Raw genomic sequence first — 12,581 nt, 5'->3', positions numbered from 1 at the left:
GTCTCTAGCGATCCGGGGCGCTGAAGGCCATCTCATAATAATCATCGTTATCATGAAGCCGGCTCAAGCGTCAGCAAGAGCCTTCGCAGAGATTTCCCCGTCCCGAACGAAATGGGGCGGACCAATTGGCCCGCCCCCTTCTCTTTCATGCCAATCCGATCAGTTCGGGATCAGGTCCGGCACGATCGTCACGATACCCGGTGCGAACCACAGCAGCGCAAGCCCTGCCACCTGGATCAGCACGAAGGGGATCACCCCGCGGTAGATGTGCCCGGTGGTCACCGAGGCCGGGGCCACGCCGCGCAGGTAGAACAGCGCGAAGCCGAAGGGCGGCGTGAGGAACGAGGTCTGCAGGTTGACCGCGATCATGATGGTCACCCACTTCGGATCGAAGCTGCCGCCGTAGATCACCGGGCCCACGATCGGAACCACGATGTAGATGATCTCGAGGAAGTCGAGCACGAAGCCCAGGATGAACAGCACCAGCATGACGATCAGGAAGACCTTGTGCTCGTCATCGAAGCTTTTCAGGAAGCTCTGGATGTAGTGCTCGCCGCCGAAGGAGATCACCACGAGGTTCAGCAGCTGCGAGGCCACGAGGATGGTGAAGACCATCGAGGTCACCTTCGCCGTCTCGCGCACCGCCGGGGTCAGAACCCCTGCCTTGAACAGCACCCAGCAGGCAAAGAGCAGGCCGAAGAGCGCGTAGAGATACGCGGCCTGCGCCACCATGAAGGCGATCCATGTCTCGTAGTTGGCGCCCTCGGTGCCGACACGCAGGTCGAAGTTCATCCCGATGAGGATCATGATCGCGACCGCGAAGGTCGACATCAGGATGATCTTCGGCGACCGGCCGTCCTCGTTCAGCTTGCGGTAGGCCGCGAGCATGATGGCACCGGCCGCGCCGAGCGCCGCGGCGGGCGTCGGGTTGGTGATGCCACCGAGGATCGAGCCCAGCACCGCGACGATCAGCACCAGCGGAGGGAAGACCACGCGGATGAGATCGTTGTGCGCCAGACGCGCTGCCGCCTTGCCCGCGCCCCAGAAGGAGATTGCCCAGGGGATCAGCATCATCATCACCGTCGCCAGCGGCGAGGTGTTGGGATGGATGAAGAGCACGTCGACCAGCAGGCCGAGCGCGATCCCGCCCGCGCCGATGAGCAGCGGCTTCGGATCGGAGGACGGCGAGACCGCCCGCGCCCAGGCCAGCACGATCCCGAGCAGGACCGCGATCACCGCGAGGCCGGTGCCGATCGGCGCGGCATTGGCGATCTTGGCGGTACGCAGGGCCTCGATCTCCTCGGCGCTCAGCTTGTGCGACTGCTCGACACCGCCGGCCTCGTCGATGACCTTCTGCTCGGCAACCGCCTTGTCCCAGGCCGCTTGGCCGTGCAGGTCGATCATCGCCGCCTTGCAGTCTTCGCCGACGTTGGTGCGCAGCGACGCCATCTGGCCGCTGTCGGAGTAGCTGTCGATATGGGTCGACTGCGTGCCCACGAGGCCAACCTGGCCCAGCACGATGGTGCCGACGACCAGCAGCGCCGGAACACCGAGGTACCAGGTGAAGGCTTCACCGCGGGTGACCGGCTCGCCGCTGCCCGGACCGAACTGCACCGGCGGGGCCGATTGCGGACGGAACATGGCAAAGCCGAAGGCATAAAGCCCGTAGAGCACCGCCAGCAGGATGCCCGGCAGCATGGCCGCCTGGAACAGCGTGCCCACGGAAACCACCGCCGGCTCACCCAGCAGGGTCAGCGCGTCGGTGCAGCCTGCGAGCTGCGCGCGGTCTTCCTGGGCAGTGGCATAGAGGTCGCCGGCCAGGGTGCCGAGCAGAACGATCACGATCGACGGCGGGATGATCTGCCCCAGCGTGCCCGACGCGGCGATGACGCCGGTCGCCAGCTCGGGCGAGTAGTTGTTGCGCAGCATGGTCGGCAGGGCCAGCAGGCCCATGGTCACCACGGTTGCGCCGACGATACCGGTGGAGGCCGCGAGGAAGGCGCCCACGACCACGATCGACACGGCAAGGCCGCCCGGCAGCGGTCCGAAGACGCGCGCCATGGTGGTCAGCAGGTCGTTGGCGATCTTCGAGCGTTCCAGCACGATGCCCATCATCACGAACATCAGCACCGCGAGCAGCGTCTCGATGGACTGGCCGGCGATGACCCGCTCGTTGATGCGGTTGACGATGAACGACACGTTGCGGTCCAGCGCCACTTCCCAGCCGCGTTCGAAGACCGGCATCGCGTAGCGTGGCAGGTCCGGGTAGCGGAAGATGGAAATGGCGTCCTCGCGCACGCCGCTTGCGACCAGCGTCCGATAGGCTTCGGAGCCGGTGTCGATGGCCTGGTGCACGAGCAGGCCGGCGCTGTCGAGCGCCGCGATGATGAAGAAGGAGATCACCCCCGCCCCGCCGATGGCAAAGGCCACCGGGAAGCCGGAGAGGATCGCCGAGAAAAGCGTGAGAAAGACGATGATCAGGCCGATCTCGACGCCATCGAGTCCGAATAGCATTTACCTATGTCCCTCTCAGAATTCCGCGTGGTCGTAGGCTTCTTCGCCCGCTTCGACCTTGTCGTGATCGTGATATTTGCCTTCGCTCTCCGGGCCTTCCCGCCATTCGAGATAGGAGCGCCAGAAGAAGCAGACCCCCTGCAGGAAGATGAAGCCGCACATCAGCACGATCAGGATCTTGAACAGGAAGTAGGCCGAGAAGCCGTTGGGGCTGAAGCCGATGGTCTCGACGTTCCACTTCAGCGCGCGCGCCTTCATGACCAGCCGCTCGAGGCCTTCCGAGGCCGAGGGCTTGGGCACGATCAGGTGGCGCCACAGGAAGTACCAGGAATAGAGCCAGACCAGCGCCGCCATCGGCATCATGAAGAACAGGCTGCCGAACATGTCGATGATCTTCTTGGTCCGGTAGCTCACCGGCGCATAGACCAGGTCGACGCGCACATGCCCGCCCTGCACGAAGGTGTAGGCGAGGCAGAGCGCCACCACGATTGCGTTGTAGAGCTTGAGTTCCTCGGACCACCAGCTGACGTCGAAGGTCACCGGGACACCGAAGCCGAACGACAGATCAGGACGGGCAAAGACCCGCTGCACGAGGATGATGATCACCTGCTGCAGGACCATGATCAGGCCGGCCCAGGCCGCGATGCGCCCCACGGTGTTGTGGAAGCCCTCGAGCCCGCGCACCAGCCCCCACATGAAGCTGTGGCGCCACATGCCGATCGCGGTGAGCACCAGGAAGGCGGTCAGCACCACGAACAGCAATTCCACCGATGCGCCGTAATAGACGAAGCGCATCACCGCCTCGTTGTCCGTCCAGTTCAGCCAGCTCGACGGATGTGTCACAGCGTAGCCGAGGTTCCAGAAGGACATGGCGATATTGCCGAAGAACCAGGTCAGGCCATCCAGTATCGCACCGAATGCCCCACCCGAGGCTGTCTCTTCCATGACCTGTGCCCCCTTATGTCTCTTGTTGGTCTTGTTGGGTGCCCTGCCCGGCTGGAGTCTCCTGCAGGTCGGGACAGGGCGGTATCTTCAAAGCAGTTGCGCCCCCGCGAACCGCGGGGGCGACAGACGCGCGCTATGTCGGATCAGAGACCCATGACGCGGTTACGCTGGGCCGAGAAGGCGCCTTCCGAGCGGCTGATCCACTGTGCGGAGGACTTCAGCGACGCGTAGTAGCTGTCGTAGCACTTCTTGTAGATCTCGTCGGCCATGGGCTCCTCGACCACTTCCTTGGCCGCGGCGCCGAAGGCGTCCCAGACGCTGTCGGGGAATTCGACGAGCTTGACGCCGCCGGACTGCAGACGCTGCAGGGCTGCCGAGTTGTTGGCCATGAACAGCGACATGGTCCAGAGGTTGGACGCGCGCGCCACCTGCTCGACGATCTTCTGCTGCGTCGGGGTCAGGCTTTCGAAGACCTCGAGGTTCATGGTCAGGTTCAGGTTCGGACCCGGCTCGTGGAAGCCTGCGGTGTAGTAGGTCTTGGTGATTTCCTGGAAACCGGCCTTCTCGTCCGCCCAGGGACCGATCCACTCGGTGCCGTCGATCGCACCCGACGACAGCGCCTGGTACACTTCCGCACCCGGAAGGTTCTGCACCGAGGCACCGAGCTTGCCGAGCACCTGGCCACCCTGGCCGGGCATGCGGAACTTCAGGCCCTGGAAATCTTCCGGCGAGTTGATCTCTTTCTTGAACCAGCCGCCCGACTGCGGGCCGGTGTTGCCGGCCGCGAAGGCTTTCAGGCCGAAGATCGAGTAGAGCTCGTCTGCGAGCTCGTTGCCGCCGTCATGGTAGATCCAGTTGGAATATTCCATGAAGTTCATGCCGAACGGCACCTGGCTGAAGAACGACAGCGCCGGGTGCTGGCCGAGGAAGTAATAGTCCACGCCATGGTACATGTCGGCCTGGCCCGCGGAAACGGCGTCGAAGACCTCGAAGGCACCGACGAGTTCGCCCGCGGCCTTCAGCTCGACGGTCAGCTCGCCATCGGTGGCCGCGGTGATCTGGTCGGCGCAATACTGCGCGCTGTCATGCACACCGGCGAGGCCACGGCCCCAGGTGGTCACGAGGGTGAGGGTGCGGCGGCCCTGCGCGATCGCCGGAGCGGCGAGCGCGGTTGCAGCAGCGGCTGCGCCACCTGCGGTGGAAGCCCTCAGAAAAGAACGACGATCCATGTAAATCCTCCCATAGATTATTCTGCGCCTCGACGTCTCCTCCGTTCCGGCGCGGATCGTTACGGTTCGAGCACCCTAGGACAGATTATTGCGCAAGCGAAATACCCAGCACTGCGTAGAATTGGTCATAATCTTGCCCATGACGTTACGAAAACGCCGCCTGGCCTTGCCTTCCGTTGCGGTAATCCTAGGCAAATGCGCGCACGCGACTTCCCAAGACGCCGAATCATGACGTAATCCGAAGGAGATGGGCGCGATCATTCAGAATCTTCGGCAGTCCTTGAGGCTCAGTTACGGACAGAAGCTCTTCCTTCTGGCCTCGGTGCCGCTCATCCTCGCCTGCGCCGCCATCGCCCTGCTTGTCGCTTTCCAGTCGCGCATGCTGGCCGAGCGCGAGATCCGCCAGCTCGAGAACGAGTTGCTCGAGGCCAAGAAGCAGGAGCTGCGCAATTACGTCACCCAGGCCCGCAACGGCTTCTACTTCATCTACGGCGCCGCCGCCCCCGACGACGAGGAGGCAAAGACCCAGGTCGCACAGATCCTCGCGGCGATGATCTACGGCGAGGATGGCTCCTTCTTCGTCTACGATTACGACGGCACCAACCTCGTCTCGCCGCGCCGCACCGACATGATCGGCCGCAACTGGTCCGGCCTCACCGACAGCGAGGGCACGCCGATCGTCGATCCGATGATCGAGATCGCGCGGCAGGGCTCGGGCTACCTGTCGTTCCTCTGGCCCAAGCCCTCCACCGGCGAGGAGGCCGAGATGATCGCCTTCGTGCTCGGTTTCCAGGACTGGCAATGGGCTGTGGGCACCGGGGTCTGGATCGACGACGTGCTGGCCACGGTGAATGCCAGCCGCGCCGAGGTGAAGGCCCGCATCCGCCGCACCTTCCTCTATATCGGCGGCATCACCCTCGGCGCGCTGCTCGTGGTCTTCCTGTCCGGCCTCGCGATGAACCTGCGCGAGCGCCGGTTGGCGGATGCCAAGCTCAAGGAGCTGACCCAGCGGGTGTTCGACGCGCAGGAGGACGAGCGCCGCCGCGTCGCGCGCGAGCTGCACGACGGCATCAGCCAGATCCTGGTCGGGGTGAAATACGCGCTCGACATCACCAAGCGCCGCCTCGCGCAGGAGGACCCGCGCGCCATGGACACGCTCGAGCGCGGCCACGAAGCGCTCACCGGTGCCATCCAGGAGGTGCGCCGGATCAGCCGCGACCTGCGCCCCGGGGTGCTCGACGATCTCGGCCTCGGGCCGGCGCTGAAGGCGCTGATCGACGACTTCGAGGCGCGCACCGGCATCGATACCACGCTCGAGACCGTGGTTTTCCGCAACCGCGTCGACCAGGAGGGGCGTATCGCGCTCTACCGCATCGCCCAGGAGGCGCTGACCAACATCGAGCGCCATTCCGGCGCCACCGAAGTCACGCTCGACCTGCGCGGCCACCGCCGCGGCGCGACACTGCGGATCGAGGACAACGGCCATGGCATCGACCCCGAAAAGGTCCGGGGCCAGCGCGGCATCGGCCTGAGAAACATGCAGGAGCGCATGGACCAGCTCGGCGGACGCCTGCGGATCTTGTCCTCGAAATCCGGCACGGTTATCGAGGCACAGATCCCGCTGTCGCACCTGCTTCCGCCCGAAGACGGCGCCTCCACATCCAGACCCAAGGCAAGCGCATGACCGAACCCACCAAAGTCGTCATCGTCGATGATCACCCGCTGGTCGCCGAGGGCATCGAGGCGCTGCTGGAAAGCTACGATGACATCACCGTGCTGGCCACCGTCTCGGACGGGCAGCAGATGATCGACCGGCTCGACGAGCTCTCTCCCGATGTCATCCTGATGGATCTCAACATGCCCGGCCTCGGCGGGCTCTCGGCCACCGAGATGATCCTCGAGCGCCGCCCCGAGACGCGGGTGCTGGTCCTATCGATGCACGACACGCCGCAGTATATCACGACTGCGCTCGGCCATGGCGCCTCGGGCTACCTGCTCAAGGACGTGCCGACGGAAGAGATCAAGACCGCCATCGACACGGTCATGCAGGGCGCGCGCTACCTCTGCACCGGCGCCGAGGGCGCGCTGGCCCCGGTGATGACCGGCGGCCGCGAGCAGCTCACGAACCGCGAACAGACCATCCTGCTGCAACTGGCCCAGGGCAAGTCGAACAAGGAAGTGGCGCAGGTGCTCGACATCTCGGTGCGCACGGTCGAGACCCACCGCAAGAACATCAAGCGCAAGCTCGGGATCAGCTCCACCGCCGGCCTGACCCGCTACGCGCTGGAGCATGGCGTTCTGCAGGGCACCGGCGTCAACAGCTGAGCCGCCAGGCCGAATCCGCGCATTCCTCTAAGCCATTTCTTCTAGGAAAAAGTATCCCGGGGGAGTCCGCGCCAGCGGACGGGGGCAGAGCCCCCAAAGCGCCCTCCCCGACCCGGGCCGCGATCAGATCATCTTGCCGACGCGGATCACCAGCTCCTCGGCGGCATGGAAGTCCGCCGGCATGACCTGCGGGATCTCCACGCCATCGAAGGCGGCCTCTTCGGCGTCGCGATGCCGCTCGACGGTGGCCAGCGCCTGCGTCAGCACCAACAGCCCCACCAGCGCCACAGCCTTCAGCGCGCTGAAATCCCGAGCGTGACGATAGAACCTCTGATACTGCGCCATGGCAGCCTCCTGCACATAAGTGAACCCTTCGGTTCAGTATTGCAGCGGTTTCAAGCCACGGCAATTCACGACTTCACCCAAGCCCGTGTGAAGGCCGAAACATTGCGCAAAACATGGTTATCGCTCGGCCATTTTTCGCGAAACTGCGCAACAGACCCCAGCGAACGCAATAAAAGTAAAAATATCTCGCGCTCAGAGCACTTTTTCTGAGCCGATAGGTGTTGACCCTCCCGCCCCCTCCGCCTATGGTCCGGCCCACGCACGAAGGGAGTCCGCCAGATGGGCCTACTTGTAATTATTGTAGAGACATGGCGCATGGGCCGGTAACCGGAACCATAATGGACCCCCATGCGCCCCCGAAATCCTCGGGGGCTTTTTTTGTGCGCGAACGAGAAGTAAAACCGAAATGACGTCTGGAACGGAGACCGCGATGACACGTCAGATGACCGGAGCGAAGATGGTGGTTCAAGCCCTGAAGGATCAGGGTGTGGACACGGTATTCGGCTATCCCGGTGGCGCGGTGCTACCGATTTACGACGAGATCTTCCAACAGAACGACATCCGGCACATCCTTGTCCGGCACGAGCAGGCGGCGATCCATGCTGCCGAGGGCTATGCCCGCTCGACCGGCAAGCCCGGTGTCGCGCTGGTGACCTCGGGCCCGGGCGCGACCAACGCGGTGACCGGCCTGACCGACGCGCTGCTCGACTCGATCCCGATCGTGGTGCTCTCGGGCCAGGTGCCGACCTTCATGATCGGCTCGGACGCCTTCCAGGAGGCGGACACCGTCGGCATCACCCGCCCCTGCACCAAGCACAACTGGCTGGTGAAGGAGACCGACAAGCTCTCGAGCATCATGCACCAGGCCTTCCACGTGGCGACCTCGGGCCGACCCGGGCCGGTGCTGGTCGACATCCCCAAGGACGTGCAGTTCGCCACCGGCGAGTACACGGCCAAGCCGCAGGCGCCGGTCGGCCACTACCAGCCGCAGGTGAAAGGCGACCTCGAGACGATCACCCAGCTCGTCGAGGCCATCGAGAAGGCCGAGAAGCCGGTCTTCTACACCGGTGGCGGCGTGATCAACTCCGGCCCCGGCGCGAGCCAGCTTCTGCGCGAGCTGGTCGAGGCCACGGGCTTCCCGATCACCTCGACCCTGATGGGCCTTGGTGCCTACCCGGCCTCGGGCAAGGCGTGGCTCGGCATGCTCGGCATGCACGGGCTCTACGAGGCCAACCTCGCCATGCACGGCTGCGATCTGATGATCAACATCGGCGCGCGCTTCGACGACCGGATCACCGGGCGGCTCGATGCCTTCTCGCCCCGCTCGAAGAAGGCGCATATCGACATCGACCCCTCGTCGATCAACAAGGTGATCAAGGCCGACATGCCGATCGTCGGCGACGTCGGCCACGTGCTGGAAGACGTGCTGAAAATCTGGAAGGCGCGCGGCCGCAAGGTGAACCGCGAGGCGATCGCCAAGTGGTGGCAGCAGATCGAGGAGTGGAAAAAGGTCAAGTGCCTGACCTACAAGCAGTCCGAGACCGTCATCAAGCCGCAGTACGCGCTGGAACGGCTCGAGGCGCTGACCAAGGGCCGCGATCGCTACATCACCACCGAGGTCGGCCAGCACCAGATGTGGGCGGCGCAATACCTCGGCTTCGAGGATCCGAACCGCTGGATGACCTCCGGCGGGCTCGGCACCATGGGCTATGGCTTCCCGGCCTCGGTCGGCGTGCAGGTCGCCCACCCCGAGGCGCTGGTGATCAACGTCGCGGGCGAGGCGTCGTGGCTGATGAACATGCAGGAGATGGGCACCGCGGTGCAGTTCAACCTGCCGGTGAAGCAGTTCATCCTCAACAACGAGCGTCTGGGCATGGTGCGCCAGTGGCAGCAGCTGCTGCACGGCGAGCGCTATTCGCAGAGCTGGTCCGAGGCGCTGCCCGACTTCGTCAAGCTCGCCGAGGCCTTCGGCGCCAAGGGCATCATCTGCAAGGATCCCAAGGATCTGGACGATGCGATCATGGAGATGCTCGAGCATGACGGCCCGGTGATCTTCGACTGCCTGGTCGAGAAGCACGAGAACTGCTTCCCGATGATCCCGTCGGGCGAGCCGCACAACAAGATGCTGCTCGGCGACGCGCAGGCCACCAACGCCATCGCCGGCAAGGGCGCGGTGCTGGTCTGAGGACGGCGCGGAGGGGCTCGCCCCTCCGCCCCCACAGATCGCCATCGCCAGAAGAGTTTACAGGAGCTGCAACCCATGTCCGCGCTACAGATCAAGAAAGGCTCGTCCAAGCATTCGGCCTACAACCTACGGCCCACCTTCTCGGACGTTCAGGAAACCCACACCATCACCGTGCTCGTCGAGAACGAGCCGGGCGTTCTGGCCCGGGTCATCGGCCTCTTCTCGGGCCGGGGCTACAACATCGACAGCCTCACCGTGGCCGAGGTGGACCACGAGGGGCACCTGTCGCGCATCACCATCGTCACCACCGGCACGCCGCAGGTGATCGAGCAGATCAAGGCCCAGCTCGGTCGGATCGTCTCGGTGCGCGACGTGCATGACCTTACCGCCGAAGGCAGCTCGGTCGAGCGCGAACTGGCGCTGCTGAAGGTTGCCAGCACCGGGGACAAGCGGGTCGAAGCGCTGCGCCTTGCCGACATCTTCCGCGCGCAGGTGGTGGACAGCACGCTCGAGAGCTTCGTCTTCCAGCTGACCGGCACCCCGGACAAGATCGACGCCTTCGCCGAGCTGATGCGCCCCCTCGGGCTGGTGCAAGTGGCGCGGACCGGCGTCGCCGCCCTCGCCCGCGGCAAGGTCTGAGCCGCGCGCGGCCTCGCCCTCTGATCCCGAAAACGTCGACGGGCCCGACATGTCGGGCCCGTTTTCGTGTGCGCTTCGCCGAAGGGCCGCGCTCAGGCGACGTGTCTCTCGGCCCGCTGCGGGTCAGGAAAGGCGATGACCCGCCCGGCGACGCCGGGCACGGCAAGCCGCGCGCGGGAGCCCCCGTGGCGCTACACAGCGTCTCCACCAATCCGGAAAACTGTTTTTCTTCAAGTCGTTGAGGGTTGCTTGCATGGCGCAGATTTTCGCCGTCGTGCATATCGAATTCGACCAGATCGCCAGCGTCGAGCGCCGCTCCCTCGTGCGCGCCGTTTTCGGGCTCATGCCAAAACGCGAGTTCGCCGTGGTCCTCGCACCAGATCACCGCTTTATGCGCGGCCTGATCCGACCAGAGCACAACACCTAACATCTTCTGTGACATGCACTTCCCCGCACCTCATCTGGGATAACACTGACGCAGATGCGGCGGACCTCACATGCGGCGAAACGTGACGTGTGCTTGATTTTTGTGTCGGCATGGACCACGATTGTCTCCATATGGCATCAGCCCTGACGCCATTCAGCAACAAAAAGAAGTTCACAGGGAGGAACAGCGCATGGAAAGCGTCGCCTTGAAAAGAACTGTCGCCAGCATGAAAGAAAACGGAATGTCCACAGCGCCCAGGGACCAGGCTCCGCCCCCCCAGTCCGGCGGAGCTGCGCAGCGTCTTCGGAGCCAATCTCCGAAAGCTTGGAAGCAGCGCCGCCTCGATCTCGGCGCTCTGCCGCGATCTTGGAATCAACCGCACGCAGTTCAACAGGTATCTGGCCGGGGAATCCTTTCCGCGACCCGATGTGCTGCATCGCATCTGCAGTTTCTTCGGCGTGGACGCACGCATCCTGCTCGAGCCGGTGGACGATATCCGCGAGGAGCCGGCCAGTCTCTTGCACCATCCCTTCCTGTCCGACTTCGTCGGCGCCGGGCTGCTGGGGCTGAGCGAGGACGAATTCCCCTCGGGGTTCTACCGCTTCTCCCGTGCCGCCTTCTCCGAGGAATCGCGGTTCGTCGTGGGCGTCGTCCGCATCTTCCGGAAGGACGGCATGACCTTCCTGCGCGGCTTCGAGCCGAAGGAAGCGCTGACCATGTACGATCTGCCGACCGATGCCGCCTCGCGCGAATACCGCGGGCTGGTGCTGCATCAGGCCGAGGGCATCGCCGCGCTGGTCAGCCGCAAGGGCGCGGTGACCACCTCGTTCAACTACCTGTCGAAAGCGGGCGGTCTCGCGAACCACTTCTGGGTCGGCTACGCCGTGCGCACCACCCCCGAGAACCATTCCGGCCGGCGCGCCGCGCGTCTGGTCTACGAATATCTCGGCACCGACACCCACAAGGTGCTCGCCGCAGCGCGGGGCAGCGGCTACCGCACCGCGAAGGAGCTTGTCCCCTTCCACCGCCAGCAGCTTCGCGTCGACGAAGAGTTCCGCTGACAAACCCCACCGGCACCGCCCCCGCGGTGCCGGTTTCGGTTCAATCCGCTTCTTCCGGCACCCGCAGCTGGTCGTAGAGGTGCCAGGTCGCATGGCCCAGCACCGGAAGTGCCACGAAGAGCCCGAGGAAGAACGGCAGCATCGCCACGAAGGTCACCAGCGCCAGGAACGCCCCCCACGCCAGCATCGGCAGCGGATGCCGCTGCACGTAGCCGAAGGAGGTGATCATGGCGGTGACGAAGTCCACGTCCCGGTCGAGCAGCAGCGGCAGCGCCAGCACGGTGATCATGTAGAGCAGCAGCGCAAAGCCCGCTCCCACCACCGTCCCCACCGCCAGCATTGTCATTCCGTTTGGCGTCAGGAAAACCTCGAGGCTCGTGCTGACGTTGGTCATCGGCGCGAGCCCGAGAAAGAGGGCAAAGATCATGTGCCCGAGGAAGAACCAGAACAGGAAGACGATGACGATCACCGCGCAGAGCGAGGGCAGCTGCCGTTTCGACTGGCGCAGAATGACGCTGAAGATCTGCATCCAGTCCAGCGGCTCGCCGCGTTCCAGCCGCCGCGAGACCTCGTAGAAGCCCACCGCCGCAAACGGACTGAAGAGCGGAAAGCCGATCGCCGCCAGCACCAGCCAGTAGCTCGTGCCGGTGGCCAGGGTCAGCCATGTCAGGAAGAGCCCCGCCAGCACGTAGACCCCGCCGAAGACCAGCGCGAATCCGGGCGCGAAAACCAGATCACCCCACCCGAGGCGCAGTGCCTTCTTCAGCGTGGCAAAAGTGACGTCGGAAAATTCCGGAACGCCCTGCCGCGGTACGTCGTCACCTAGGACGCTCTCCATGGCGCCTCCTCCCCTCAAATCCCCTCGTTGAAGGAACTTAAGCCGGGATGCACGCCCTGTGGCAAGGGTCAGA

11 protein-coding genes are annotated in these 12,581 nt (G+C 64.6%); 6 read left to right on the top strand and 5 right to left on the bottom strand.

Annotation, left to right across the window (positions count from 1 at the left end; all coding sequences use genetic code 11):
* Window positions 1-159: 159 nt before the first annotated feature.
* From CLG85_RS02510 to CLG85_RS02500, 3 genes are all read right to left on the bottom strand, one after another.
* A complete protein-coding gene (locus CLG85_RS02510) occupies window positions 160-2,514 on the bottom strand; it encodes a TRAP transporter large permease (protein ID WP_224846575.1) in 2,355 nt (784 codons plus the stop codon).
* A gap of 15 nt (window positions 2,515-2,529) precedes the next feature.
* The gene (locus tag CLG85_RS02505) at window positions 2,530-3,459 is read right to left on the bottom strand and encodes a TRAP transporter small permease subunit (protein ID WP_224846573.1); all 930 of its coding nucleotides are present in this window, start codon (window positions 3,457-3,459) and stop codon (window positions 2,530-2,532) included.
* 143 nt (window positions 3,460-3,602) lie between these two features.
* Window positions 3,603-4,688 (bottom strand): TRAP transporter substrate-binding protein, encoded by a 1,086-nt coding sequence (locus CLG85_RS02500; protein ID WP_224846571.1) that lies wholly within the window; start codon window positions 4,686-4,688, stop codon window positions 3,603-3,605.
* Between the two features lie 247 nt (window positions 4,689-4,935).
* On the opposite strand from CLG85_RS02500, the gene CLG85_RS02495 reads away from it, so the two are divergent.
* The gene (locus tag CLG85_RS02495) at window positions 4,936-6,372 is read left to right on the top strand and encodes a cache domain-containing protein (protein WP_260348388.1); all 1,437 of its coding nucleotides are present in this window, start codon (window positions 4,936-4,938) and stop codon (window positions 6,370-6,372) included.
* Window positions 6,369-7,013 (top strand): response regulator transcription factor, encoded by a 645-nt coding sequence (locus CLG85_RS02490; protein WP_224846566.1) that lies wholly within the window; start codon window positions 6,369-6,371, stop codon window positions 7,011-7,013. The genes CLG85_RS02495 and CLG85_RS02490 overlap by 4 nt, the downstream gene beginning before the upstream one ends.
* 123 nt (window positions 7,014-7,136) lie before the next feature.
* Here CLG85_RS02490 and CLG85_RS02485 read toward each other — a convergent pair whose 3' ends face one another.
* Window positions 7,137-7,358, bottom strand: coding sequence for a hypothetical protein (locus CLG85_RS02485; RefSeq protein WP_095883866.1), 222 nt, complete (start codon window positions 7,356-7,358; stop codon window positions 7,137-7,139).
* Window positions 7,359-7,788: 430 nt separating this feature from the next.
* Between CLG85_RS02485 and CLG85_RS02480 the strand changes: the two genes are divergently transcribed.
* The 4 genes from CLG85_RS02480 (at window position 7,789) to CLG85_RS02465 (ending at window position 11,670) form a co-directional block, all read left to right on the top strand.
* A complete protein-coding gene (locus tag CLG85_RS02480) occupies window positions 7,789-9,543 on the top strand; it encodes an acetolactate synthase 3 large subunit (protein WP_095883867.1) in 1,755 nt (584 codons plus the stop codon).
* A 75-nt stretch (window positions 9,544-9,618) separates the two neighbouring features.
* On the top strand, window positions 9,619-10,182 hold the full coding sequence (gene ilvN, locus CLG85_RS02475; protein ID WP_095883868.1) for an acetolactate synthase small subunit: 564 nt from the start codon (window positions 9,619-9,621) through the stop codon (window positions 10,180-10,182).
* 253 nt (window positions 10,183-10,435) lie between these two features.
* The gene (locus CLG85_RS02470) at window positions 10,436-10,609 is read left to right on the top strand and encodes a hypothetical protein (RefSeq protein ID WP_260348387.1); all 174 of its coding nucleotides are present in this window, start codon (window positions 10,436-10,438) and stop codon (window positions 10,607-10,609) included.
* Between the two features lie 290 nt (window positions 10,610-10,899).
* Window positions 10,900-11,670 carry a helix-turn-helix domain-containing protein gene (locus CLG85_RS02465; RefSeq protein WP_260348417.1) on the top strand — a complete coding sequence of 257 codons (771 nt, stop codon included), beginning with the start codon at window positions 10,900-10,902 and terminating at the stop codon, window positions 11,668-11,670.
* A 40-nt stretch (window positions 11,671-11,710) separates the two neighbouring features.
* Here CLG85_RS02465 and CLG85_RS02460 read toward each other — a convergent pair whose 3' ends face one another.
* Complete coding sequence (locus tag CLG85_RS02460; RefSeq protein WP_095883871.1) at window positions 11,711-12,508, bottom strand: DUF2189 domain-containing protein; 798 nt, start codon at window positions 12,506-12,508, stop codon at window positions 11,711-11,713.
* Window positions 12,509-12,581 lie beyond the last annotated feature (73 nt).

Source organism: Alloyangia mangrovi, from assembly GCF_002300555.2.
Taxonomy (GTDB): domain Bacteria; phylum Pseudomonadota; class Alphaproteobacteria; order Rhodobacterales; family Rhodobacteraceae; genus Salipiger; species Salipiger mangrovi.
Note: the sequence above shows the minus strand (reverse complement) of the source record. Positions and strands in the feature narration are given on the sequence as shown.

Excerpts from the sequence above, each read along its gene's own strand:
- CLG85_RS02480 (WP_095883867.1), top strand. The coding sequence starts at position 7,789 with ATGACACGTCAGATGACCGGAGCGAAGATGGTGGTTCAAGCCCTGAAG.
- ilvN (WP_095883868.1), top strand. The coding sequence starts at position 9,619 with ATGTCCGCGCTACAGATCAAGAAAGGCTCGTCCAAGCATTCGGCCTAC.
- CLG85_RS02460 (WP_095883871.1), bottom strand. The coding sequence starts at position 12,508 with ATGGAGAGCGTCCTAGGTGACGACGTACCGCGGCAGGGCGTTCCGGAA.
- CLG85_RS02510 (WP_224846575.1), bottom strand. The coding sequence starts at position 2,514 with ATGCTATTCGGACTCGATGGCGTCGAGATCGGCCTGATCATCGTCTTT.
- CLG85_RS02485 (WP_095883866.1), bottom strand. The coding sequence starts at position 7,358 with ATGGCGCAGTATCAGAGGTTCTATCGTCACGCTCGGGATTTCAGCGCG.
- CLG85_RS02490 (WP_224846566.1), top strand. The coding sequence starts at position 6,369 with ATGACCGAACCCACCAAAGTCGTCATCGTCGATGATCACCCGCTGGTC.
- CLG85_RS02500 (WP_224846571.1), bottom strand. The coding sequence starts at position 4,688 with ATGGATCGTCGTTCTTTTCTGAGGGCTTCCACCGCAGGTGGCGCAGCC.
- CLG85_RS02470 (WP_260348387.1), top strand. The coding sequence starts at position 10,436 with ATGGCGCAGATTTTCGCCGTCGTGCATATCGAATTCGACCAGATCGCC.
- CLG85_RS02505 (WP_224846573.1), bottom strand. The coding sequence starts at position 3,459 with ATGGAAGAGACAGCCTCGGGTGGGGCATTCGGTGCGATACTGGATGGC.
- CLG85_RS02495 (WP_260348388.1), top strand. The coding sequence starts at position 4,936 with ATGGGCGCGATCATTCAGAATCTTCGGCAGTCCTTGAGGCTCAGTTAC.